This window comes from Trinickia sp. EG282A (assembly GCF_040965455.1).
Taxonomy (GTDB): domain Bacteria; phylum Pseudomonadota; class Gammaproteobacteria; order Burkholderiales; family Burkholderiaceae; genus Trinickia; species Trinickia symbiotica.
This window is the reverse complement of record NZ_JBFRCC010000006.1, coordinates 251,790-276,898: the sequence shown is the minus strand read 5'-3', so window position 1 is coordinate 276,898 and position 25,109 is coordinate 251,790. Positions and strand designations below refer to the sequence as shown.

The 25,109-nt window shown below is 59.2% G+C and carries 22 protein-coding genes and 1 pseudogene; 14 read left to right on the top strand and 9 right to left on the bottom strand.

Annotated features, from left to right (window positions below):
- The 3 genes and pseudogenes from AB4Y31_RS27650 to AB4Y31_RS27640 all read right to left on the bottom strand — a co-directional run.
- A pseudogene (locus AB4Y31_RS27650) lies at window positions 1-160 on the bottom strand (electron transfer flavoprotein subunit beta/FixA family protein); the annotation flags it as partial.
- Between the two features lie 140 nt (window positions 161-300).
- Complete coding sequence (locus AB4Y31_RS27645) at window positions 301-1,653, bottom strand: MFS transporter (protein ID WP_368676804.1); 1,353 nt, start codon at window positions 1,651-1,653, stop codon at window positions 301-303.
- A gap of 301 nt (window positions 1,654-1,954) precedes the next feature.
- Entirely contained in the window at window positions 1,955-3,634 is a 1,680-nt protein-coding gene (locus tag AB4Y31_RS27640) for a sigma-54 interaction domain-containing protein (protein WP_368676803.1), read from the bottom strand.
- A 274-nt stretch (window positions 3,635-3,908) separates the two neighbouring features.
- On the opposite strand from AB4Y31_RS27640, the gene AB4Y31_RS27635 reads away from it, so the two are divergent.
- The 11 genes from AB4Y31_RS27635 to AB4Y31_RS27585 all read left to right on the top strand — a co-directional run bounded on the left by AB4Y31_RS27635 (window position 3,909) and on the right by AB4Y31_RS27585 (window position 15,664).
- A complete protein-coding gene (locus tag AB4Y31_RS27635; RefSeq protein WP_368676802.1) occupies window positions 3,909-5,138 on the top strand; it encodes a CaiB/BaiF CoA transferase family protein in 1,230 nt (409 codons plus the stop codon).
- Window positions 5,139-5,150: 12 nt separating this feature from the next.
- Window positions 5,151-5,930, top strand: a complete 780-nt coding sequence (locus tag AB4Y31_RS27630) for an enoyl-CoA hydratase-related protein (protein WP_368676801.1) — start codon at window positions 5,151-5,153, stop codon at window positions 5,928-5,930.
- Window positions 5,931-5,946: 16 nt separating this feature from the next.
- The gene (locus AB4Y31_RS27625; RefSeq protein ID WP_368676800.1) at window positions 5,947-7,629 is read left to right on the top strand and encodes a class I adenylate-forming enzyme family protein; all 1,683 of its coding nucleotides are present in this window, start codon (window positions 5,947-5,949) and stop codon (window positions 7,627-7,629) included.
- A gap of 2 nt (window positions 7,630-7,631) precedes the next feature.
- The gene (locus AB4Y31_RS27620; protein ID WP_368676799.1) at window positions 7,632-8,402 is read left to right on the top strand and encodes an enoyl-CoA hydratase/isomerase family protein; all 771 of its coding nucleotides are present in this window, start codon (window positions 7,632-7,634) and stop codon (window positions 8,400-8,402) included.
- The gene (locus AB4Y31_RS27615; protein ID WP_368676798.1) at window positions 8,395-9,150 is read left to right on the top strand and encodes an SDR family NAD(P)-dependent oxidoreductase; all 756 of its coding nucleotides are present in this window, start codon (window positions 8,395-8,397) and stop codon (window positions 9,148-9,150) included. The genes AB4Y31_RS27620 and AB4Y31_RS27615 overlap by 8 nt, the downstream gene beginning before the upstream one ends.
- A 14-nt stretch (window positions 9,151-9,164) precedes the next feature.
- Window positions 9,165-10,331: an acyl-CoA dehydrogenase family protein gene (locus AB4Y31_RS27610; protein WP_368676797.1), complete on the top strand. Its 1,167-nt coding sequence runs from the start codon at window positions 9,165-9,167 to the stop codon at window positions 10,329-10,331.
- A gap of 9 nt (window positions 10,332-10,340) precedes the next feature.
- The gene (locus tag AB4Y31_RS27605; RefSeq protein WP_368676796.1) at window positions 10,341-11,216 is read left to right on the top strand and encodes a 3-hydroxyacyl-CoA dehydrogenase family protein; all 876 of its coding nucleotides are present in this window, start codon (window positions 10,341-10,343) and stop codon (window positions 11,214-11,216) included.
- 1 nt (window position 11,217) lies between these two features.
- Window positions 11,218-11,874, top strand: a complete 657-nt coding sequence (locus AB4Y31_RS27600; protein ID WP_368676795.1) for a 3-hydroxyacyl-CoA dehydrogenase family protein — start codon at window positions 11,218-11,220, stop codon at window positions 11,872-11,874.
- A complete protein-coding gene (locus AB4Y31_RS27595; RefSeq protein ID WP_368676794.1) occupies window positions 11,871-12,998 on the top strand; it encodes a CaiB/BaiF CoA transferase family protein in 1,128 nt (375 codons plus the stop codon). Before AB4Y31_RS27600 ends, AB4Y31_RS27595 begins: the two co-directional genes overlap by 4 nt.
- A complete protein-coding gene (locus AB4Y31_RS27590; protein WP_368676793.1) occupies window positions 12,995-13,984 on the top strand; it encodes an NADPH:quinone oxidoreductase family protein in 990 nt (329 codons plus the stop codon). Before AB4Y31_RS27595 ends, AB4Y31_RS27590 begins: the two co-directional genes overlap by 4 nt.
- 141 nt (window positions 13,985-14,125) lie before the next feature.
- A complete protein-coding gene (locus tag AB4Y31_RS27585) occupies window positions 14,126-15,664 on the top strand; it encodes a 3-hydroxyacyl-CoA dehydrogenase (RefSeq protein WP_368676792.1) in 1,539 nt (512 codons plus the stop codon).
- A 121-nt stretch (window positions 15,665-15,785) separates the two neighbouring features.
- Here the strand turns inward: AB4Y31_RS27585 and AB4Y31_RS27580 are convergent, their stop codons facing one another.
- The 5 genes from AB4Y31_RS27580 to AB4Y31_RS27560 form a co-directional block, all read right to left on the bottom strand.
- Complete coding sequence (locus tag AB4Y31_RS27580; RefSeq protein ID WP_368676791.1) at window positions 15,786-16,892, bottom strand: alkene reductase; 1,107 nt, start codon at window positions 16,890-16,892, stop codon at window positions 15,786-15,788.
- A gap of 275 nt (window positions 16,893-17,167) precedes the next feature.
- A complete protein-coding gene (locus AB4Y31_RS27575; RefSeq protein ID WP_368676790.1) occupies window positions 17,168-18,097 on the bottom strand; it encodes a LysR substrate-binding domain-containing protein in 930 nt (309 codons plus the stop codon).
- Between the two features lie 17 nt (window positions 18,098-18,114).
- Window positions 18,115-19,071 (bottom strand): LLM class oxidoreductase, encoded by a 957-nt coding sequence (locus tag AB4Y31_RS27570; protein WP_368676789.1) that lies wholly within the window; start codon window positions 19,069-19,071, stop codon window positions 18,115-18,117.
- Window positions 19,072-19,409: 338 nt separating this feature from the next.
- Entirely contained in the window at window positions 19,410-20,609 is a 1,200-nt protein-coding gene (locus AB4Y31_RS27565; protein WP_368676788.1) for an ABC transporter substrate-binding protein, read from the bottom strand.
- 219 nt (window positions 20,610-20,828) lie between these two features.
- Window positions 20,829-21,041: a hypothetical protein gene (locus tag AB4Y31_RS27560; protein WP_368676787.1), complete on the bottom strand. Its 213-nt coding sequence runs from the start codon at window positions 21,039-21,041 to the stop codon at window positions 20,829-20,831.
- A gap of 350 nt (window positions 21,042-21,391) precedes the next feature.
- Between AB4Y31_RS27560 and AB4Y31_RS27555 the strand changes: the two genes are divergently transcribed.
- Window positions 21,392-22,297: a LysR substrate-binding domain-containing protein gene (locus AB4Y31_RS27555; protein WP_368676820.1), complete on the top strand. Its 906-nt coding sequence runs from the start codon at window positions 21,392-21,394 to the stop codon at window positions 22,295-22,297.
- A gap of 116 nt (window positions 22,298-22,413) precedes the next feature.
- On the opposite strand, the gene AB4Y31_RS27550 is transcribed toward AB4Y31_RS27555, so the two are convergent.
- Entirely contained in the window at window positions 22,414-23,055 is a 642-nt protein-coding gene (locus AB4Y31_RS27550) for a TetR/AcrR family transcriptional regulator (protein WP_020566071.1), read from the bottom strand.
- 270 nt (window positions 23,056-23,325) lie between these two features.
- On the opposite strand from AB4Y31_RS27550, the gene AB4Y31_RS27545 reads away from it, so the two are divergent.
- The gene (locus AB4Y31_RS27545) at window positions 23,326-23,808 is read left to right on the top strand and encodes a VOC family protein (protein ID WP_368676786.1); all 483 of its coding nucleotides are present in this window, start codon (window positions 23,326-23,328) and stop codon (window positions 23,806-23,808) included.
- A gap of 1 nt (window position 23,809) precedes the next feature.
- Window positions 23,810-25,036, top strand: coding sequence for an FAD binding domain-containing protein (locus AB4Y31_RS27540; RefSeq protein ID WP_368676785.1), 1,227 nt, complete (start codon window positions 23,810-23,812; stop codon window positions 25,034-25,036).
- Window positions 25,037-25,109: the final 73 nt, after the last annotated feature.

Genomic DNA, 25,109 nt, shown 5'->3' with positions numbered 1-25,109 from the left:
CGCCCGCTTCCTTCAGGCGCACCGCTTCCTCGACGGCGATTTCGTCGAACGGATTCATCGACATCTTCACGTTCGCGATGTCGACACCCGTGCCGTCCGACTTCACCCGGACCTTCACGTTGTAGTCAACCACACGTTTTGCGGACACTAAAACCTTCAATGCTCTGCTCCTTTCAGGATGTGCCACTCGGGCACCCATACGAAACTACTCATTGTTATGTTCAACATGCGATGATTTGCGCCACTGAGCGCTTCGCCCCGGTGGGAAATGCCCTGCCGCCCGCGCGAACCGCACGTCGATCAAAGTTCGACATCCTTGGTCTCTGGTCCGAGGAGAGCGCCGAAGCATGCGATTACTCCGCCGATGCAAAGCAGTGCCACAGGCGCGTATTGCAGCGGCATCACGGAGCCGAGCCAACTCATGTAGAAGGCGTAGAACGACGGCACGATGACCGACAGGCTATAGCCGACGCCAAAGCCCGTGGCACGCACGCCGGTCGCAAAGCGTTCATTGATGTAGGTCACGATGACAGCCCAAGCCGAGCTCACGACAATGGCCAGGCCGCACACGAGCAGCACGACAATGGGAAGGCTTCGGCCGGCCGCTCCAATCAGCAAATAAAGGAGCAAAGCCCCGATTGTGCAAGTCAGTCCTCCTATCAGCGACAGCATGGTCCGGCGGCCGATCCGCTGGCCCAAAACTCCGGCACCCACATAGCCGAAGCAGAGCACGGTGTACGAGATCATGAGCGTGGCCGTCATTTGGAACGCCGTCAGATGCAGGGTCTTGAGCAAAACACCGGTCGGAACAAACAATCCGACGACGTTTTGGGTCAGCCAAAATCCGGTCATCATCAACAACACCTGCACCAGATTCCTCAATTCGTGACCTTTGAAGAGACGGTTCGAAGTCGTCGCTCCAGCCGCGCGCATCGATTTGCCAGCCCACACTTCGGATTCCGTCACCTTGCGGACATAGTAGAACGCCAAGATCGCGGCCATCAACGCACCCAAACCAAATGGAATGCGCCACCCCCACTGCGCATAGGCGGACTGTGGCCCACCCACTGGAAACAGTTCGAACATGATCATGGCAATCAGATTGATAGCCACATAGGCGGCCGGGAAGCCAGCCAGAATGAGTCCGCCCACGACGCCGCGCTGTTCCCTCTTCGAGTATTCGATTGCGAGTGGTACCGCGCCTGTATATCCGCCCCCGAGAAATATCCCATCGATGAATCGCAGCCCCACCAAGATCCAGTATGACGCGATTCCTATCGACTCGTAACCCGGTATCAGCGCGATAAGGAAGGTCGTGACGGCAAATCCGCTCACGGATGCAATGGATGCCGCGCGACGACCGACCTTGTCAGCGATTCTTCCAAACAAGAGCGCGCCGAGCGGGCGACCGAGCAATGTCGTGATAAATACCAAGGACTCCAAGATTGCCTGATGACCGCCTGACAGGTGCCGCGGCAAAAAGAACGACTGTATCGGCGCAAGGATAATTACCGGTAGGTAAATATCGAACATGTCGATGAATTCCGAGAGGACAGCCCCTCTAATGGCGCTCTTGCGCTTCTGTTCAATCGTCTCATCGCCCGTCAATTGACCGATCGCATTGATTGATGCGGATCTCATCCGTGTCTCCATTGTTATCCCAGATAACTTGATTTATATCGCCATCGCCTCTGTCGAGCGATCGCTCGGGCGGTTATCGCGCAGCAATGCCACGCTTGAGCGAAGAGAGCGACAACTGTGCCAACCAGCCTATCGATGGTTTTGCGTCTGTTGCGGGGCCCCACCGCTCAAGGGCTTTGCGGCGCTCCGGCGCAACAGGTCTCGATGCATGCGTGATGTTCGAGCAACATTCGTGACTGCGAGGAAGACACGAGCCCGATCTCGTGTCGTTGCTGAAGACAGTCTTCCGCCGAAGACAGCGGCAATTGAAACGCTAACGCCGCTCGCGCTCGTCGCCCTCGAGCGCCTCCATCATGCTGAGTCGCTTGTACAGATAAGAACGCGAGATACCCAGTTCTTCGGCCACTCTTTTCTTGTTCCCGCCCGTTCGCTGCATTGCTTCCCGGATCAGCTCGGATTCGATCCGCTCCTTGGCTTCTCGAATATCGACGGTGCTTTTGGCCTTTACCAACGAACTATCGGTAGCCAGTGGCGTGGCCACTGGCTGCGTAGCACCCTCGAGGCTACCGAAGTCGCCGATCGAGAGCATCGGCCCGTCACAGAAAATCGCGGCACGCTCGATTGCGTGCTGCAGTTGCCGGACGTTTCCCGGCCACGCGCGAGATTGCAAGAAGTGGAGGGCCGAGTCGGAAATCGATTTCTTCGGCGTTCCATGGCGGCCGGCAAACGCCTCGAGGAAAGTATCCGCGAGCTCGGGGATATCTTCGAGGCGTTCGCGCAAAGGCGGCAACCGCAGTGTCACAGCGCTGATCCGGTAGAACAGATCGAGCCGGAAAGTGGAGCCGGCGATCATCGATTTGAAATCGCGGTTGCTTGCTGAAATGAGCCGGAAATCCGAGTGCCTCGCCCGGTCGCCGCCGATGCGCTCGAACTGCCCGTCTTGGAGCACGCGAAGCAGCTTCACCTGCATATCGATCGGCATGTCGCCGATTTCGTCGAGAAACAGCGTTCCCGTGTCGGCCGCTTCGAATTTGCCTTTACGTCCTTTTCGATCCGCGCCGGTGAACGCGCCCGGCTCGTAACCGAACAACTCGCTCTCGACCAGATTCGCCGGCATGGCGGCCGCATTGACCAACACGAGCGGCTTATCGCTGCGGGGGCTTAGCATGTGGATGGCATGGGACACCAGCTCCTTGCCGGTACCGCTCTCGCCAGCAAGCAGCACGGGCACGTCGAGCGGAGCGACGCGCAGAATGTCCTCTTTGAGGCGGCGCACCGCGTCGCTGCTTCCGACAATCTGGTCGAGCCCGTAAGTCCGGTTACGGATGCCGGAAAGCTCACGCTTGTAGAAATCCCGCTCCTGCCTGACTTGCGCGAGCTCGGCCGTTAGCTCGCGCATCGCCTCGGGCCCCTTAAACATGACTTGCCCGATCGCCGCGACGACGCGCTTGTTGCGGTCGAGAATCGGCAGGCGCGTAACCACGCGTGTGACGCCATTCATCTCCTGCAATTGGGCAACTTGCCCCTTGCCCGTCGCCACGACTTCATGAAGCTTCGTGTTTTCGATGACGGAAGTGACGTGCTGACCGATCGCTTCCGCGTGCTTGAGGCCAAAGAACCGCTCATGGATCGGGCTCATGTACGTGATCTTCCCGGCCGTATCGACGACGATCATCGCCTTGTATGGGTCGGTGATGAAATGCCGCAGGATGTCCTCTGCCGAATCGACGCTGGCGAGAAACTCGCTCAGCTCGTCAGCCTCCTTGACGGCAAAGATCAGGAAGCACACAGCATCGCGCGCGGGAATCGCAGCGACCGTCAGCGGGCGCTCGAACTCCGCTATCGCCGACAATCGCTTGAGCGGAATCCGATCGCGGTTCTGCCAGACCCGACCGAGTAATTTCGAAACCAGCGCGTCTCGTCCAAGGCCGCTGGCAAACGTCACTTTCCCCTCGTCATCAAGGACGAGAATCCCTTCTGATTCGCGCTTCATGTCTCCCGACCATGAACATGGACTCGTTCGCCAGTCCCTCAGTGTCTTTCTCGACTACACATTCACTGCCGTCGTCCGGCTCGCGTACACATAGCACACTGTCCGATTCTAAGCCTGCCTTGACCTTTGCGCCCGGCTCAAAGCCGCTTCAACTGCGGTGGCCCTCGCCGTGACGCCTCTCCGCCGAACTCGCACCGAGCAAAGCAACGCTCATGCCACGCAAATTGGCATGGGCGTTGCAGTAATCGGCGCACTGGTAAAAAACTGAACTCTAATGGACGCACTGAATACACTTCCGCTTATTAGCGCCGGCCCCGGCCTGCGATGCTTGCATGGTGTCCGGGTTCTCGACTTCACCACATCGGTCGCAGGTCCTTACGGCACGCTTCTTCTTGCCGATCTCGGCGCAGAGGTCATCAAAGTCGAAAAGCGCCAGGGCGGTGACGATACACGCAGTTGGGGGCCGCCATTCCTGAATGGCGAGTCGCTTTGGTTCCTGAGCATGAACAGGAATAAGGCTAGCATGACGATCGACCTCACTCGGCCAGAGGGCCGCCGAATCGCTCATGAACTCGTGCGTCAATCGGACGTCGTCGTACTCAACACGACCCAACGCATCCAGGAAAAACTCCAACTCGATTATGAGACGCTGAAAACCATACAGCCGACGCTGATCCATGTCTCGGTCACGGGCTTTGGCCTCGGCGGTCCGCGCAAGGACCTGCCCTGCTACGACTTGATTGCGGAAGGCTATTCTGGCGTCATGCATCTCACCGGTGAAGCGGATCGGCCGCCGCAAAAGGTCGGGACGCCAGCCGCCGATCTACTCGCCGGCCAGGATATCGCGACGGCAACGCTTGCAGCACTTTTCGAGCGCGAACGCACCGGCCTCGGCAAGCAAATCGACGTTTCGATGGTCGCCACATCCGCGCGATTCATGGCCCCACGCATCGTCCCATACCTCGGATCTGGCGAATCGCCTATGCGCTCTGGCGGGAAGGACTCCGTAATCGCTATTTATCAGGTGTTCGACACAGCCGACTATCCCATCACGCTGGGTCTAGGCAACGACGCAATTTGGGACCGTTTCTGGACCGCGGTTGGCCGCCCAGAATACGGGCGAAAGTTGGACTTCGAAACGAATGCGAAGCGACGAAACGCCCGCGAGAAAATTGTTGCGACTATCGCCGCCATTCTTGAGGCTCATCCCCGCGCGCATTGGCTCGCCCAATTCGCGGAATACCGCATTCCTGCCGGGCCGATCAACAGCATCGACCAACTCGTTGCCGATGCTCCCCTGCGGGACGAAGGCATGTTCTTCGCCAGCGAAGGAGCCGCTGGCCTTGTGCCTCATGTGGGGCTCGGTATCGGATTCGACGGCAAGCGCGCGGTGTTCCGCACTTCACCGCCTAAGCTGGGACAAGACACGGAACGCATCCTCAGCGAACGACTTTCCATGACCGCGACCTGCATCGCGGGCCTCATCGACTCAGAAATTGTCTAACCAGGAGACGCCATGTCCTACTCTGAAATTCTTTATGAAGAAGACGGTCCCATCGGCACGATCACGTTGAACCGCCCGGATGACGGGAACATGTTCACCGAGACCATGTGCCACGAGATCCGCGACTGCATCAATTCAATTCGGCGTGAAACGCGCACGCGCGTGATCGTCATTACAGGCGCCGGCGACAAGTTCTTCTGCACCGGAGGCCGCAAAGACGGGCTGCAAGACACCACCCTCTACGCTGGCGTCCTTCCCACGCTCGAAATGTACGAAAGCATCGATCGGCTGCAAAAGCCTGTCGTTGCCTCGGTCAATGGCTTTGCCGTCGGCGGCGGCCATGTGCTGCAAGTCGTCTGTGACCTGACGATCGCCAAGGAGTCCGCCATCTTCCGACAGGTGGGCCCGATGGTTGGCAGCTTCGATGGCGGTTATGGCACGTGGTACCTCGAAGACCTCGTCGGAAAAAAGCGCGCCAAGGACATCTGGTTCCGCAATCCAAAAATCACCGCTCGGGAAGCACTCGAGATCGGCCTGATCAACCGGGTCGTGCCAGACGACCAACTGAAGACTGCAACGCGGGAATACGCGCTCGAGATCGCGGAACGCGGTGCGTTCGCGCTGGCGTCGCTCAAGAGTGCGTTCAATGCGCGCCACGGCGGCGTGAGCGGGTTGTCGCGCATGGCGCATGATCTGCTGCTGCGCGGCTACCTGGATTCGAGCGAACACGAGGAGTTGGCGTCCGCATTCGCCGAACGCCGCAAACCCGACACTACCAAGTTCGGCCACTAGGGCACAGGGGGCGGTCATGCAGAACATCCTGACGCTTCACAACCCGCAAAATGCCAGGGACTATTACCTGTCCGGCGTCTGGCAACAAGAGACGCTCTATACCCTGGCTCGTAGGCATGCACGGGAGCGGCCTACCTCGTGCGCACTGCGCGATGCGGATCTGCGTTTGACGTGGCGTGAAGTCGTTGACTGGGTCGATAGCGTCGCCGAAGCACTTCACCGCGATGGACTCAAGCCCGGCGACCGCGTTGGTATCTGGCTGCCCAACGTCGTGCATGCGACGATCGTCTTCCTCGCCTGCTCACGCAACGGTTACGTATGCTGCCCTTCCCTTCACCAGAACTACACCGTCGATGAAATCTGCACGCTACTCAATCGCATTCAATGCAGGGCGCTTTTCGGCATGCCTGGCTACGGCGCCGATTCCGATCGCAACTCCATTTTTGCGCGCGCGGATGACATCCCGACACTCAAATCCGTTTTCACATTGCCCAATCCGGTTGGGGACGACGCGCTGCTTCCAGCCTGGGCGCGGCGATTTCCGGACCGCCAGCCGCCGTCGGCGGTTACCACGCCCGATCTCAATCCCGACAAGATCGTCTATCTCGCGTTCACATCGGGAACCACGGGTCTGCCCAAGGGCGTGATGCACAGCGACAACACGCTGTTGGCGAACGGACGCGCGCTCGTCGAGGATTGGGGCCACACGGCCGACACGACGCTGCTGACGCTCAGCCCGATGAGCCATCACATAGCAACGGTGGCCCTGGAGCAAATGCTCGTTGCAGGCCTGGAACTTGTCATGACGAGCACCCGAGCGGGCAAACACGCGCTCGACTGGATTCTCGAGACTGGCGCGACATACGTCATGGGGGTGCCAACTCACGCAATGGACATCCTGCAAGCGGTAAAGGAACGCGGGATGCACTCCCTCGGCGACGTTCGCACTTTCTATATGGCGGGTTCGGCCATCCCATGCGAAGTCGCTCAAAAGTTTCTGAGTCTGGGCGTGACCCCGCAAAACGTATATGGCATGACCGAAAACGGGTCGCACAACTATACCGTCCCCGACGATACGCAAGACACCATCGTTGCCACTTGTGGACGAGCATGCCGCGGCTATGAGGTCAAACTCTGGAAGCAGGACAACCCCGATCTCGAAGCGGACGTCGGAGAAGTCGGCGAAATCGGTAGCCGCGGCGGCCTCCTGATGCTCGGGTACTTCAGCAATCAGGTCGCCACGGAATCGTCCTTCAACATCCATGGATGGTTCATGAGTGGAGACTTGGGCGTGATCGACGAAAACGGGTGCCTCATCATCGTTGGGCGCAAGAAAGACCTGATCATTCGCGGCGGACACAACATTCATCCGGCACGCATCGAGGAGCTCGCGATGCGTCATCCCCTGGTCGAGCGCGCGGCCGCGTACCCCGTTCAGGATGCACGGCTCGGCGAGAAAGTCTGCGTTTCCGTGATCGTACGCGAGGGACAGTGCCTTGCACCTGAAGACCTGCTGGCGCACCTCGCGAATAGCGGACTCTCGAAGTACGACATGCCGGAGTATTTTCTTGCCCTCGACCGTTTTCCCCTGACCGCAAGCGGCAAGATCCTCAAGCGCGATTTGGTGGAAATGACGCTGCGAGGCGACCTAGAGCCGATTTCGGTTCGCTATAAAGCGGCAGCCGTCGCAGGAGCGTGAGCATGACCATCAATCTCGAATACGCCGGCCGCTTTGCAGTCCTCACGCTCAATCGCCCCGAAGCGCGAAATGCACTGCAGTTCGCCATGCTCGAAGCCATCTCCGAAGCGGTAGACCGGATCGCCGCGTCCAGCGCACGCGCCCTTGTCGTCACAGGCGCCGGGCCCAAAGCCTTCTGCGCCGGTGCCGACATCATGGAATTGCTGGACCGCGGCCTGATATCGCAACGTCGCGGCGCTCAGCTGGGTCAGCGTACCTTTGCGAAGCTGGCTGCGTTGCCCATACCGTCGGTCGCGGTCCTGCATGGCTACGCGTTCGGTGGCGGACTCGAACTTGCCATGGCCTGCACGTTCCGTATCGCCACCACACAAGCGCGCATGGGTCTTCCCGAAATCAAACTCGGCCTCATTCCCGGATATGGCGGCACGCAACGCCTTCCTCGCTTGGTCGGCGAAGCACGTGCCACCGAACTGGTGATGTCTGGAAGAACGATCGATGCAATCGAAGCAGAGCGCTGGGGGCTCGTCAACCGTGTCGTCACTGACGGCGATCCTGTTGAACTAGGCAAATCGTTCCTGGGCGAGTTTGTGAGCTACAGCCGCTGCGCATCCCAGTTTGCGCGGGAGGCGATAAGGCGGGGCATGGCGACCACGCTCGACGAAGGGCTGGAGATTGAAGCCGACCTGTCGACACTCGCATACCAGACCGAAGACGCGACCGAGGGGATGCGCGCCTTCATCGAAAAACGTCCAGCGGAGTTCAAAGATGCCTGATCCGATCATCGGCACTATCGTTGTCACTGGCGGTAGCCGGGGTATCGGCGCGTCCATTTCGACCGAACTCGCGCGCGTAGGCTTCCGCGTCGCATGCCTGTCCCGCTCAGGTGATATGCCTGATGCAACAGGACTCGAAGAATCCGAAGCACGACGATTGCTTGCGATGCGCTGCGACGTCACAGATGCCGAATCCGTACGCCAAGCTTTCGCAGAAATTGAAAAGTCGTCGGAGCATTCAATCGTCGGTCTCGTGAACAATGCGGGCGTGCATTTGCAAGGCCATTCCGCCACCTTCCCGATTGCCGATTTCCAGCGCGTCATGACGGCCAATGCGACATCGGTATTGCTCATGAGCCAAGCCGCCTACCCCTATCTGCGCGAATCGGGCTCGGCGCTGATCGTGAACATCGGCTCGTTCTACGACAAGCTCGGGGTGAAAGGCAATGCCGCCTATTGCGCGTCGAAGGCCGCAGTGGGCGCAATTTCCCGCTGCTTGGCCGTGGAATGGGCTCGAGATGGCATCAACGTGCTCAATATCGCTCCCGGTTACATCGAAACCGATTTGAACCGCGAGGACTTGAACGAAGGTCCGCTGCAGGCATTCCTGAAGAAGCGGATTCCGACGGGCGGGCCTGGCCACGCGAGCGATATCGGCCGTTTCGTGGCCATGCTGTTCCAACTTCCGGCGCGATTCATGACCGGCGAGACCCTGTATGTCGATGGCGGCCAAGGCGTCGCACTCTGAGTAAGGATGAATTCATGAACATTCTGGAACGGCTCGATGCGCGGCTCGCGCTGTCCGACGAGGAACGGATGCTGCTCGATAGCGTCAAGGCGCTCTGCCAAGAGCAGATCGCGCCACGCGCGGCCGACTACGACCGAACCGGTGCCTTCCCCTGGGAAAACGTCCGGGCCATCAACGAGCTCGGGCTAAACGCGATGTTCATCCCCGACGCCTATGGCGGGGCGCAACTGTCCTATCGCTGCTACCTGGCTTGCGTGCGCGAGATCGCCAAGGCTTGCGCCTCGACCGGCATCATCTGGGCAACGAACTTCCACGCCATCAAGCCGCTCATCGAGTACGGAAACGAAGAGCAAAAGAGGCGACTACTGCCGCGTATCGCGGACGGTGGCCTCGCGTCGCTCGCCATTACAGAAACGTCGGCAGGCTCGGATGCGACAGGCATGCGCACGATGTTTACACCGGACGGCGACGACATCGTCGTCAACGGCGGCAAAATTTTTATTACCAACGGCGATGTTGCGGACCAATACCTGCTCTTTGGCAAATGGTCGAAAATCGACGATCCCAAATCGGCAATTTCCGTCCTCATTCTCGAGAAGGGAACCGATGGCCTGCGCTTTTTGGGCACCGAGAACAAGATGGGTACGCGAGCATCGAGCACTGCGAGCCTGTCCTTCGAAGGCTGCCGTGTGCCGCGTGCCAATCTTATCGGCAAGCCTGGCGACGGCCTGAAAATCCTCTTTGGCTCACTCAACCGCTCTCGCCCCAGCATCGCCGCGCACGCCCTCGGCATCGCGCGCGCCGCGTTCGAAGATGCCGTCGATTACATCAATGAACGCAGGCAGTCCGGCCGAAAAATTCTCGAGTTTCAGGGTATCCAGTTCATGCTCGCCGATCTAGCTTCCGAGCTGGCGCTTTGCGAGTCCTGGCTCTGGCGCGTGGCCGAAATGGTTGACGCGGGCGAGCAGGATTTTGGCGTCGAAGCGTCGCTGCTGAAGCAGCGAGCATCGGACGCAGCCATGCGTATCACGACGGACGCGGTTCAGCTCCTTGGTGGATATGGGTATTGCAACGACTATCGGGTAGAGCGGTTGATGCGCGACGCCAAGATCACTCAGATCTGGGAGGGTACGAATCAAGTACATCGCCAATTGATCGGACGCAGCTTTCTCAAGAAATAGGAGACGTGCATGACAAGCATCCAGACCGTCGGCGTAGCCGGCGCCGGCACGATGGGCGCCGGCATCGCCACTGTCGCAGCGCGAGCGGGCTTTAAGACCATCGTATTTGACACTCGACAGGACGCGCTTGATCGAGCCAGAGGGCAAACAGAGGCGTTTCTCACGAAGTCCGAGCAAAAGGGCAAGCTGCCTCCGGGCGCTGCGGCGGCAACGCTTGACCGTTGGAAAAGCACCACCGAGCTATCGAGCCTCGCTCAATGCGACATTGTGATCGAGGCAGTGTTCGAGGACCTTGCCGTAAAGCATCGGCTTTTCCAGGAACTCGGCCGGGTATGCCCGGATACAACGATCTTCGCCTCGAACACGTCGACTATCTCGATTACCGAGATTGCCGGTGGGTCCGGAAGGCCGGACCGCTTTGTCGGGATGCATTTTTGTTTGCCCGCACAACTGATGAAGCTGACCGAGATGTCGCCTGGCCTCGAAACTTCGACCGAGACTTTCCAGCGCGCTTGGGCCTTTGCCGAATCCATGGGGCAAAAGCCTGTCGCGACGCAGGATACCCCCGGCTTCATCCTCAACTACTTCCTGATTCCCTTCAACAACGACGCGATCAGGCTTGTCGAGCAAGGCGTTGCCGAACCGGGTGATATCGATGTGGCCATCAAAACGGCGCTCGGCTATCCGATGGGACCGCTCGAGCTGCTCGATCTCGTTGGCATGGATACCCAGAAGCTGCTTTGCGAAGCCATGTACGGGCTCACCCACGAGTCCCGGGCAGCATGCCCCCCGCTGGTACGGCGCATGATCGCGGCAAACCGTCTCGGCAAGAAAACCGGCAAGGGTTTTCATATCTACGGCGATACGAAAATGTTTGGAGCCTGACATGCGCTATGAAATTATCCGAGCCGGCGAAAGCCGTTCCTTCCCGTCCTCCCATGCCTTTCTCGACCAAGCTTCGCCCGAAGGGCGCGGGCTCGTCTATCTGGGCGTCGACGCAGGCCGTGCGTACGGCCATGGCGTCGAACATGAAGCGCGGGCCTTCGTTGCCATCGAACTCGGCACTGAATGTTTAGGGCTGCACACTGGCGAAAGCCGCGGGCTCGAAGGCGCGAACGTTCTTGGGTTCTCCCGCTTCCGGCTCGGAGACGCAGACCCAAGCTCGCTTGTCGAACTGGTGAAGCAACCAGGGACTCACCCGTCCGCGATCGAAGCGGCAAAGGCAGTCTTCGAGGCAGCAGGGCTGGTCGTCGCGGTTTGCAACGACTTCCCAGGGCGTATCGTCGATCGGCTCATTCGTCCGTATTTCAACGCCGCGCTGCGACGCCTCGACGAAAAGCTGGCGAGCGCCGACGACCTCGACAAGACCTTGTGCCTCGGCCTTGGCTACCCCGAAGGACCGATATCGCTGCTCGAGCGGACGGGGTTGGCTCAGCACTATGCGATCACTCAGGCACTCTATGAAGCCCTCGGGCAAGAGGCCTACGCTCCGGCGCGTCGCGCGCAGATCGCTGCCGAACGAGCAAAGCGGGGGACCCTGTGACGCAACCGCTCGCCGGACTCAAGGTGCTGGATTTCAGCACGCTGCTGCCTGGACCGCTCTGCTCGCTCCTGCTCGCGGAAGCTGGGGCGGAGGTGATCAAGTTGGAGCGTCCCGACCGCGGCGACGAGATGCGTACATACGAGCCGAAGGTGGATGAGGACAGCGCAAACTTCGTGCTGCTCAATCGCGGCAAGAAGTCGGTTGTCATCGATCTGAAGTCCCCGGATGCCGTTGAAAGCCTGACACCGCTCATCGAACAAGCCGACGTACTCGTCGAGCAGTTCCGCCCCGGCGTGATGGATCGGTTGGGACTCGGGTATGCGGCTTTGGCAAAACTCAATCCGCGCCTCATTTACTGTTCGATCACAGGCTTCGGCCAGACCGGCCCGCGGGCGGCGGAAGCGGCGCACGATCTGAACTACCTGGCGGCCTCAGGGATGCTTTCCTTGACTGCTGGTGCCGACGGCCGCCCTGGCCTACCCCCTGCCCTGATTGCCGACATCGCCGGAGGGGCCTATCCGGCCATGATCAATATCCTGCTCGCCTTGCGACAACGGGACGTAACGGGAAACGGCGTCCATCTGGACATATCGATGGCAGACAACCTCTTCACGTTCCAGTACTGGGGGCTCGGCAGCGGCGCTTGTGGCCGCTGGCCTCTACCTGCCTCCGATCTGGTGACGGGCGGGTCTCCTCGCTATCAGATATACCGGACCTCTGACGACGCCTTTATCGCCGCAGCCCCGATCGAGGAGAAATTCTGGAGCAACTTCATCTCCCTTATCGGTCTTGACGTCGATACGTTGGCTCAGATGTCCTCTGCGCAAGCTACCGAAGCCGTGGCGGAAGTAATCTCGCAAAACACGGCAGCCTATTGGGAGGAACGCTTCGCCGGGCAGGACGTTTGTACGAGCCGTGTTGTGAGCCTGGAGGAAGCGAGAACCGCTCCTCATTTCGCTGCTCGCGGCATTTTTGAACACACGGTAAAAACGGCCTCTGGAGCCACTCTGCCGGCGCTGCCGGTACCCGTGGCGGAAACGTTTCGTAATCCGAGCCTCACGCAGACCGCGCCGGCGCTCGGATCCCACAATCATCTCCCGAAGCAGTTAGGTCAAACGAAATGAAAGCGATTGTTATCGAGGAGTTCAATGAACCGGAACACCTGAGTGTGGGTGAGTTGCCTGATCCACGCATGGACGACGACAGCGTGCTCGTTGAGGTACACGCTGCGGCAATCAACTATCCGGACCTGCTGGTCGTCAGAGGGAAATACCAGATTCTCCCACCGCGCCCCTTTGCACCCGGGAAAGATGCCGCCGGTGTCGTGCGCGCTGTCGGACAGAACGTCACGCGCTTTCGCCCAGGAGACCGCGTAGTCGCTCAACTCGAGTATGGCGGCTACGCGGAGTTGGCAAGCGCGAGCGAGCATGCGTGCTTCCAGATACCCGATTCGATGCCGTTCGCGGACGCCGCCGCCATGGGGCTGGTTTTCCAAACGGCGTACTTTGCACTCTGTGAACGGGGTGGCTATCGCCCCGGAGAGACGGTGCTCGTTACGGGCGCTGCAGGTGGTGTCGGCTCGGCGGCAATCCAGATCGTAAAGGGACTGGGAGGTCGCGCACTAGCCGGGGTCAGCGGAACCGACCAGGAAAGATTCATCAAAGAGACGGGCGCCGATGCAGTGATCGACCTGGCTGCGCCGAATCTGCGCGATTCTTTGCGTGAGCAAGTCCGTGCCGTGACCGATGGTCACGGTGCCGACGTGTTGCTTGACACGCTCGGCGGCGATGTATTCGATGCGTCCCTTCGTGCCATGGCTTGGTGTGGGCGTGCCGTCGTCATCGGATTCGCCTCCGGGCGCATACCGGAAATCAAGGCCAACTACCTCCTCGTGAAAAACATCAGCGTTAGTGGTCTTCAATGGAGCGACTATCGGGAGAAACAACCGGAGAAGGTCGAAGCGGTGCAGCAGGAACTCTTTCGCCTGTATGAAAACGCAGCCATCCAGCCGAGAATCGCGGACAAGCTTCCTCTCGCTCGCGCTGGCGAGGGGTTATCGAAGCTCGCCTCAGGGCAGGTCTCGGGCAAATATGTCCTTGTTCTCGACTGAGACGTCCGGTGTGGGCAGTCGCTGACCCAAGTCCCGGCGGCCGCTCCGTCCCGCATGGTGTTTGTCCAATCTTTCCTCTGCGCAAGGGCCGCAGTGCTCGGCCTCGCGATCAGATAGCAACTTATCGTTCAAGGGAACCCAATGTACTCAACTCCAGCTTCAACGAATCCGGTCGAGACGTTAGGCATCGTCGGCGCAGGCGCCATGGGCCGCGGCATTGCACAGATCGCGGCGCAAGCAGGCCTCGCCGTTAGGCTGTTCGATACCAGTCCGGAAGCCGTGACAGCTGCCCGTCAGCATCTGCAGGACACGCTGTCCAAACTCGCCAACAAGGGGAAGTTGAGCTCCGACGAAGTCGTTGCCGCGCTCGCGCGCGTGTGCCCTTGCTCTGCACTTGAGGAACTCGCCGGCTGCGACGTCGTCGTCGAAGCCATTGTCGAGAAGCTCGACGTCAAACGGGACCTTGTCGCCAAGCTAGAGACAGTCGTTCGCCCCACGGCGATCATCGCATCCAACACATCGTCGCTTTCGATCACTGCAATCGCAGCGGGGGCGAAGTATGTTGGTCGCATTGCGGGCTTTCACTTCTTCAATCCTGTACCACTGATGAAGGTGGTCGAAGTGATTGATGGCGTATCGAGTCATTCCGCAACGGGCGACGCGCTGATGGCGCTTGCACGTCGCATGGGCCATACTCCGGTCCGCTGCAAGGACATGCCCGGCTTCGTCGTTAATCACGCCGGCCGGGGCATGAACATCGAGGGGCTAAAGGTCGCGCAGGAAGGTGTGGCCGCGTTTTCCGACATTGACGACATCATGCGCGAACAGGCCGGTTTTCGAATGGGCCCGTTCGAGCTATTGGATCTGACCGGGTTGGACGTTTCTCACCCGGTTATGGAGTCGATCTACAACCAGTTCTACCACGAACCGCGATTTCGCCCCTCTCCCATCACGGCTATCCGCTCGGTCGGTGGTCTGGTCGGCCGAAAAGCCGGTGCCGGGTTCTACCGCTACGAGAACGGCCAAAAGCAAAGCGTTCACGCCGCCGCTGCGCCCGAGACACGACCGGCAAATGTCTGGGTAAGCCGAGCCAACGAACGCGGCCACAAAATGGTCTCGAAGCTTCTCGCAGAACTAAACGTCGCTCCTGAGCCTGGAGACAGACCATCGGCCGATGCGCTGATCATCGTCACGCCACTAGGCCTAGATGCCACCACGTGCGCATTGGAAGAAGGCTTCGACGCCAACCGCGTGATCGCTATCGATACGCTGCTGCCGTTCGAGGGTTCCAAGCGACGCACGCTAATGACGACACCGGCCACGCTGACTTCCATACGCGATGCGGCACATGGCCTTTTCGCCAGCGACGGCGTACCTGTCACGGTGATCCGAGATTCGGCCGGCTTTGTCGCGCAGCGCATCCTCTGTTCCATCATCAACATTGCCAGCGACATCGCGCAGCAACGCATAGCATTGCCCGTAGACATCGACTTGGCGGTCAATTTGGGACTTGGCTACCCCAAAGGACCGTTGGCGCTAGGCGATGCAATAGGCTCCAGACTAGTGCTGGAGACGCTGCGCAACATGGAACGCCTCACAGGCGACATGCGCTACCGCCCGAGTCCGTGGCTGTGGCGCCGCGCCGGCCTCGATCTCTCGCTGCTGGCAGACGAGGCCTGACCGCACTTGGGAGTTCAGTGTGCGGCCAAAGCGAAGCCGTCTGGCAACGGAAGCTGGCACCGAACAATCCATTTCGCTACCGACGTATAGGCGGCCCAACGTCTCGACGATACCCGTCCAGTTACACGACTTCAACCTCATGCTCGGGGAAGTCCGTATAACCCTTCTCCGAGCCACCGTACCAATCGTTGGGCGCCGGCATAGAGACCGGCAGCCCCTTTTTCAGACGTTGTACCAGGTCCGGATTCGCGATGAAGGCGCGGCCAAACGCCACTAGATCCGTCTGCCCCTCCTTAACTAACCGTGCAGCCTTCTCGCCGTCAATCCCACCGTTGACAATCAGCGCGCCACCGTATGCCGGCCGGACGATCGAGAGCAATTCAGGCAGATCCGGGCGATCAAACCAGCCGTTGGTATCGGCCACATGCAGATAGCCCACCCCCAACTCCTGCAGCATTGCCGCGACATATTTGTAGGTTTCGACGGGGTTCGGATCACGCACATTGTTGTAGTCCGCGAATGGAGAAATGCGCACCCCAATACGCTCCAGCGGCATTACTTCAGCAACCTGCAGGACGATTTCGCGCAGAAAGCGAGCCCTGTTCTCAATCGATCCGCCGTACTGGTCCGTCCGCTGGTTGATCGTCGGCGAGAGAAACTGATGGATCAGATAGCCGTTTGCCGCGTGGATTTCCACGCCATCGAAACCAGCCGCTTGCGCGTTCTCCGCGCCTTTCCGATATTCCATCACCGTTTCACGGACCTCGTCGGCTGTCAGAGCCCTGAAGGGCGTAGCATGAATCTTCGTATAGACGCCGTTCTGCATTTGCCCCCAAACGTGCAGTGTATGGAGGTCATCGTTGACACCCGAAGGAGAAACGGGCGCCTCTCCCTTAAGCAAGGCAAACGAGCTCGCACGGCCCGTATGCCAGAGTTGCGCAACGATACGGCCGCCCGCCTCATGCACATTCGATACAACTTTGCGCCATCCAGCGGTCTGTTCATTGCTATACAGACCCGGCGAGCGCTCAAACGACTGCGACCGACGTGTAATGTTAATCGCTTCCGAAATGATGAAGCCAGCACTCGCACGTTGAACGTAATAGCGAGACATAAGATCCGTTGGAACGTCGTTTTCGTCAGCACGAGCGCGGGTCAACGGCGCCATGACAATGCGGTTCGGCAACATCAGATCGCCGAGATTGAAAGAATCGAATAAAGTTTCCATCTAAAATCCTTATAAAAACGTTAGCTACAATCGCTCCCGCAGTGACATGCCCGATAAATCTCGACCACTATCGATCAATTGATCATTTATAAGTCGATTTCCGCCGTCTACTGCGAGCCAGGGGTGGAGCTATCTATCCAGCTTCAGTGGCTGAAGTGGCGACAGTTTGGGGGTCTTCCCTACCCGAGAAAAAGGCGGCTTCGAGCCCGACAGCAGGTCCGGAGAGGACCCAATTACTGGTGGATCGATCCGCGAGGAACCAGCGTCGCCACAATTCACTTGCTCGGTTCGGCCAGCGGCTCCCATGGCACGCCGTGCTGCCAGTGTTCGGCCAGCAAGTCGATGAACCCGCGCGTGCGAGGTGACAAATGTCGTTTCGTTGGGTAAGTCACGCGAATCGGATCGGGCTTCGGACGATAGGGCTTCAGAACTTCCACGAGGGAGCCCTCCTGGACATCAGCGCCGAGTATGTAGGTGGGCAGGTTCACCACCCCGAAGCCGGCGAGCGCGGACTGCCGCATAGCTTCCGAGCTGTCGATGTTCAGTCGGCCCGGCGCTTCATGAAAACATGGCCCCGTCGGGGTCTCGAAGTGCCAGCCGCGAGGGCGGCCTGCACTGATGAAGACGATCGTATCGTGTCCGTCAAGGTCTTGAGGCTGTTCAGGAATCCCTCGCCTCTTCAGATATTCCGGCGATGCGCACGTGATGAACTGCTGGGTCGCAATGGTTCGCGTCATAATCTGCGAATCGTCTTGAGGTTCACCAACCCGGATAGCGATGTCAAAGCCTTCTTCAATCAAGTCCACGAATCGGTCCGTGAACCAGATATCGGCCCGCAGATCCGGCCATTGCTTTAGATACTCATCAACAATGGGCAGCACATGACGCTGCCCGAAGGAAATTGGCGCAGTCAGTTTGAGCGTTCCGCTAGGCTTGCCTCGTCGCGTTGCAATTGCGGCCTCCATGTCGTCGAGATCATCGAGAATCTGACGACACCGGTCGAAGACAATTCTGCCGTCATCGGTCAGGCTGAGCTGCCTCGTTGTACGGTTGAGAAGGCGAACGCCAAGCTGCGCCTCAAGCCTTCCAATACTTTTTCCTACCGCCGAGCGGGTCAGTCCGAGCGTGTCGGCGCCAGCCGTGAAACTGCCCGCCTTGACAGCAGCGACGAAAGCAGCGATGTCACCGAGACGGTTCGTCTCCATTGTCAGTCCCATCAGCTCTAGCCATGCGATGGGAAATGGGGCAGCACATATTCGGCCAGCTCGTCCAAAATCTCGGCATACGGCTGGCGGCTGACTTTCGGATTGAGCGCAACGTGCGAGACGCCGGCAGACTGCGCGAAGTAGAGGTAATCGCGCAATGCGTTGCGACCCGCGCGAAGCCCGCCCGGGATACGTCGAAGTGGCACATCTGGGTCTTTGCTCAAGTCGAGATAGCCCCCCAGCCCCAATGGCTTGTATGCATTCGCGCCGGCAGCAACGCGCACCTGCGTGCGCCATTCTTGTCCGAGCTCAGCTAACTGGTCCGGAGTAGGCGTTACCGACAAAAAGCCGTCCAAGTTGTGCGCAAGCCACTCGATGCTCTGCTGCGCCTGCCCCACCGCGATAGCGGGCACCCTCCCGAACCGGGCTTTGGGCACCAGATCCAGAGTACCGGCCGCCCCGCCGAATCGTGAAGACTGAAAGCTCGGAAAGCTTTTCTCCGTCAGGGCTCGGAACACCGAGAATGCGTCTCTATAGCGCTCGCCCCGGGAGTCAAAGTCGATGCCAAGCATCGGGTAGTCGCTGTCACGATCCCCCGAGGACATGCCGAGCACGAGACGGCCGCCGCTGAGCTGGTCAAGCGACGTGGCTTGCTTGGCGAGGTACATTGGCTCGCGCGTCGGCAGCACAATGCCCGTGGTACCCAATGCGATGCTGTGGGTCGCTGCGGCAAGGTATGCAATGTAGACCATCGGCTCAAATACCTGCGCGACGTCACCATATTTCGGATCATAGAAAGGCACATCGCGCATCCACAGCGCTCCAAAGCCCATTGCTTCGGCGCGTTGGGCCATCTGCACATGGTCGCGCATTGTCGGTGCAGGGCGCCCCGGATGCGTTTCCAAAGGCAGAATCAGTCCGATGGTTAGTGCACCCGGCCTGAACAGCCGTTGAAAACCGGGGTGTTGTTGCAAGCGGGAATCAGGCCTCGCGAGTTCGGTAGGCGACTCTTGTGGCGTAACCCGCGCAATCGACGGCGCCGCAGTCCTGATCTGCGGCATCGAGATGGTTGAGGCAGTCATGGTGGTGGAAGCAGAGATTTGCGATGAACATAGTTTCATCAATTCCTTGACGAAGATAAACGTGTCTCAACGCCCGTCACCCGGTCCCATCTTTCCCCAATCAGTTCGTTCATGGTCGTAGAACGTCGGTACGCGCTCCACACGCTGTTTGCAACGATGACCGCGCATCGTGTCGGCCTGCTCGCGCAGTTCATGCAGTGGGGCGCCCACGAACCTTGAAACTGAAGAATTCAATCCTTCAGCGGGCAACCACTCTGTTCGACAGGCTGAAAAGCTTGATCCTTGGGAATGACCTTAATGACCCTAAGCAGGTCCCACTCGCCCTTGGACTCAGAGGGCTTTTTTGCCTCGGCAAGATACATGTCGTGAAACATCTGGCCATTTGACGCAATCCGGCCGCCTTTTCCGAAGAAGTCGTTGATCGGCAACTCGCGCATCTTCACCATCACCTTATCGGCGTCGTCACTGCCAGCCGCCTGGACCGCCTGCAAATAATGCATGACAGCGGAGTACATACCGGCCTGCACCATCGTCGGCATCGATTTTGTCTTCGCGAAGAACCGTTTGGCGAAAGCGCGTGTCTCATCGTTGTAATCCCAGTAGAATGCGGTCGTGAACTGCAATCCCTGCGCGACTTTGAGTCCAATGCCTTTGAGATCACTATCGAAGATCAGCAACGGTGCAACGACTTGCTTCCCGCCCCCCATGCCGAATTGAGCCGCTTGACGCACTGCGTTTTGAGCGTCCCGGCCAGCGTCGGCGAGGCCAATGACCTGCGCACCCGATGCTTGCGCCTGCAAAAGAAACGAAGCGAAGTCAGGCGCAGCCAGCGGATGGCGCACCTCGCCTACGACTTTTCCGCCAGCTTGCTCGACGACTGCCTTCGCATTGGCTTCCAGAGAGTGGCCGAAGGCGTAATCGGCAGTGACGAAGAACCAGTTCTTTTTCCCCTCGCTTACGATTGCGCGAGCGGTACCGTTCGCCAAGGCATAAGTGTCGTACACATAGTGAACGCCATATGGCGAGCATTGCTTGCCCGTTAGTTGAGTAGTTGCGGAACCGGCAAAAATGGTGATCTTCCTCTTGCTTTCACCGATATGCTGCAGTGCAAGCGCGGCCGCGGAGTCCGTTGACTCGGTGATCATCGAAACATTGTCTCTGTCATACCACTCGCGCGCACGGGTAGCGGCAACATCCACCTTGCTTTGATAGTCCGCGCTGAGGACCTCGATGGGTCGGCCAAGCACCTTTCCGCCAAAATCGTCCACCGCCATTTTGACGGCCGCAACACCACCGGGCCCACCGATGCCGGAATACACGCCAGTCATGTCGACGAGGGCGCCGATCCGGAGCGGCTCTACGGCGAACGACGAGTGGCAAAGCATGAGTAGGCCGGCGAATGCGCATAACCGCACCATTGTTGTCTTCATCGAATGTCTCCAGTCATAAGTTATCTTGGGGAGTCGTGCTTCGGGCCTCAAAGACTCCCCTAGGCCGACATCTGCAACAACGATGCCAGCAACTTATCGACCGACAAACGCTTGATCGCCGGGGAAGTTCGGTCTATTCACTGCTCGGCGAAGACATTCCTGACTGTGGACATGTCCTCACGATGGACAACGAAGCTGGCCCGGCACGGTCCATCCATGTCAGTTGTCCGGGTTGGTCTCTGTCGTTGCCGTTCCGTTCGGGCCGAAGAAGCTCCGGAAGTAGTTCATCACGAGCCCCGCCTCATCGATTGCTTCGTTCTTGTTGGCGGCAGCAAAGCAAGCAACAACTGTAACGCCCGCGAGCAATCCACAGACTGCGCGCTTCAACCAGCTGCGCTTGACCATGTTTGCCGTAACAGGTTCTGTACTCATCAAAGACTCCCACGATCGAACAAATATCGCCATAAAGCCGGAGGAGGCACACCGGCCAGCACGACCGGGCGGCTGACGCTATGCCAATCAACTACGCGGCTCAGAAGCGATATGTAGTTATCAAACGATAACTTGCACTTCACGGGACAGTCAAGACTTCGAGTGTGCGTCAGGCATTAGTGAAAGCACCTATCTGAAATTATCGACAGATTACTTGTTCATGCAAGGTGCCGCGCGTGTTCGCAACTTGAAGCGGAAATTCAGCCGATCCATCGTCATGACAGAAAGCGTTGCGCGGTCGGCCGAACGGTAGAATGCGGACGGGATGCAACGGTGACATGGGCAACGATATGGACAAAATCTCAGCGCTGCGGGCGTTCGTCGAAGTAGCGGAAGCCGGGGGATTCTCCCGCGCGGGACGGCGTCTTGGTCTGGCCGCGTCGTCAGTGGTTCGATCCGTTGATGCTCTCGAAGACTCTTTAGGCGCTGCCCTTCTTAATCGAAACACCCGCCAGGTAACATTGTCCGACGCAGGCGCGGTTTACTACGTACGCGCAAAGAAGCTGCTAGAAGATCTGGCGGAAGCTGATTCATTGGTCTCCGACCGCGGAGACGAGCCATCGGGCCCGCTGCGTGTTTCCGTTCCCGTCGCGTACGGATCGCGTTGCGTGGCACCACACGTTGCGGCGTTCCTTTCCCGGTATCCGAAGATTGAGCTGGATATGAGACTGAGTGACGAGATGGTCGACCTCGTCGCTCAACGAATCGATATCGCTATCCGGCTCGGAGAGGCGTCCCCCGCTGGGGATGTCGTGTCCAGACAGCTCGGAACGTTCCGCCGCTATGTCGTAGCCAGCCACGACTACTTGACGGCTCAAGGAATACCTCTAACACCGTGCGACCTCCTGACTCACCACTGCCTGCACTTTTCGTATGGTGGAGACCAGCAGGTCTGGACCTTTTCCCGCAACGACGACACTACGAAGGTCGTCGTCAGCGGACGCATGAAGTCCAACAATTCCGAGGTGCTGCGTGAGGCAGCGCTCGGTGGTGCCGGTATCGCGCTTCTACCTGACTGGCTGGTTGAGGGGGACGTCCAATCTGGCGAACTCAAGAAGCTGTTCGAAAACTACGAAGTCAACCCCAACGAAGCCCGCTCGGTCATCAGCGCGCTTTACCTGCCTAATCAGCGCGGCTCCAAACGGGTCAACGCATTCATCGGCCTCGTCGCGTCGCTCATCAGTACCTCCGGTTGACCGGCCGGCGCAGGCCCGCCGGGACATAGCGCCCGTGTGGACATTCCGCCGTCGGCGAGTTGGGGCTGGGCGGACTCTTCAATGTCCGCCGACGAGAGCCACAGTGCGCGCGGCTACTAGGCACGCGCCTGCTGAAGCGCGCGCATCGTCTCCGGCGCACCGTACAGGAACATGTCGACTTTCTGTCGGACAACCGCCTCGAGGTTCGCGGGCACCTTCAAGCCATAGACCCACTTACGCACGCCAAGGTAGAAAATGGAAGCATGCAAGCCCCAAATCATCTCGACTTGCGCTTCGAGCTCTGTCGCATCGTGCGGTTCATCGATCCCGAACTCCGCGCGCACCTCGGCCAACACGGGCAGGAAAATCCGGCTGCGCAACTTGTTGAGGTACTTGTTATTGATTCCTTCGCGCGTCAGGCCAGCAAAGATGAATATCCGGGTCCATTCCTCACGCAAAATCACCGATGCGTAGTTCGTATAAAAGGCATACAACCGCTCGGCAAGCGGCAGCGACTGATCCGTGATCATCCGCTCCCACTCCCGAGGCCATTGGAAAACCTCGTTGTAGACCCGCTCGATGAGTTCGTCCTTGCTCGCGAAGTACCGGTAAAGCAAGGGTTGAGTCACCCCGATCTGTTTGGCCAGCTCACGCGTACTGCCGGAGAATCCATTGCGCGTGAAATGATCAATGGCCTTGCTAACGATCTGCTGCTCCCGCTCCTCGGGCGGAAGCCGGCGTCCCGTCGTCTCTGACATCTCCCGCCCCGCCTTCGCTCCGTCTCTATCCATATCGTCACCTTTGCACCCGCCTCGACAGCGGCCAACCCTGATTCTACCAATCGGCCGATAAATTGTAGCAAGAAGTGGCCAAGCCGGCTGCTCCAGGCTCCCGTGCAGCTTGCTCGTTCGATCTCCCGCCCCCGCAATGGGTAAACACCTATGCAGAATCATTTGACACGACCATCAAGAACACTTCTATAATTTATCAACCGATTACTGATCGATCGATAAACATTGGAGACGGGGATGCCGATCACCAAACTAGCGCACTACTCGATCCGCACCTCGGATCTCGCCAAGTCACGACAGTTCTACACCCGGATACTGGGCTTTCGGGAGGGTTTCCGTCCTCCCTTCGACTTTCCGGGCGTCTGGCTCTACAACGGCGACGACGAGTCCGAGTTCGGCGTGGTCCATATCATCGGTGTCGACCCGAGCGATCTCAGCGGTCTCCACAAGTACCTGGGCGACAAGGCGTTACCAGCCAGCGGCACGGGAACGGTGGACCACATTGCTTTCCTTGCGACCGGCCTCATCGAATTTCACGCCAAGTTGCGGGCGGCCGGATTCGAATGGAGGGACAGAACGGTCCCGAGCCTGGGTTTGCACCAAGTGTTCGTCGAAGATCCCTCTGGCGTGACGATCGAACTGAATTTCCCAGCTCATGAAGCCGCCGCACTCGAGCAAACGTCGCCCGCGGCAAATGACCTAACATCCGGAGGTATCTGACATGCAACGCCACTTTAGCGACCGCAGAAATGCGGTCATCGTGGGCGGCTCGCTCGGTGGTCTTTTCGCGGCCAATCTGCTGCTGCGCCACGGCTGGGATGTCACGGTACTCGAGCGTGTTCCCGAGGAGCTAGCGGGCCGCGGGGCCGGTATCGTCACTCACCCCGAACTCTTTGACGCCTTGTGCGCGGCGGGCGTTGAAGTGGACGGCGATATCGGCGTTACAGTATCCAGCCGAGTGACTTTAAATCCTGACGGTACTGTGATCGGTTCGCGCCCGCTGACGCAAACGCTGACCGCATGGAGCAAGATGTACCATGTTTTGCGTTCGGTACTGCCGGATGCCTGCTATCGGTCCGGTGCCGTTGTGCAAAGTGTGCAAAGCTTCGCCGACCACGCCCAAGTCACGCTATCGGACAATACGACACTACGAGCCGATCTCGTCGTAGCTGCCGACGGGTTCCGCTCGAATATCCGTCAAAAGTATCTGCCCAACGTCGAGTTGGAGTACGCCGGCTATATCGCCTGGCGAGGGTTGGTTGATGAGCGCGACCTCTCGCCTGTGGCCTGGGAAGCGCTATTCGATAAGTTCGGCTTTTGCCTGCCCGCAGGCGAGCAGATGCTCGGCTACCCGGTGGCCGGCCCGGGCAACAGTACGCAGCCTGGTCAACGCCGCTACAACTTCGTCTGGTATCGGCCTACGGATGAAGCGAGCACGCTGCGTGACCTGCTCACGGACGCGTCAGGCAAATGTCATCCGAACGGCATCCCTCCGCATTTGATTCGCCCCGACGTACTCGCCGACATTCGTGATGCCGCGCGTTCACTACTCGCCCCACAATTCGCGGAAATCGTCGAAAAGACGCGGATGCCCCTCTTCCAGCCGATCTACGACCTCGAAGTGCCGCAGTTGGCATTCGGCCGGCTTGCGTTGCTCGGTGATGCTGCGTTTGTCGCGCGCCCGCATTGCGGCATGGGCGTCACCAAGGCTGCCGGGGACGCTCTTCAGCTTGCCAAGTCGCTGTCCACCACCGACGACATTCACGAAGCGCTGGCCGACTACGAAACTCATCGCCTTCAGTTCGGCAGCGCGATCGTCGAGCATGCACGCCACCTCGGCGCCTATATGCAGGCTCAAATGAAAACACCGTTTGAACGGGAAATGGCCGAGAAATACCGCACTCCGGACGCAGTCATGCGAGAGACCGCGGTAGCCCCGACTCTTTAGCAGCCTATGCGAGGCAGCCAATCGGCCATCAGAGCCGGTGCTCTCGCATGGAAATGAATATCCCAGGAGGAAG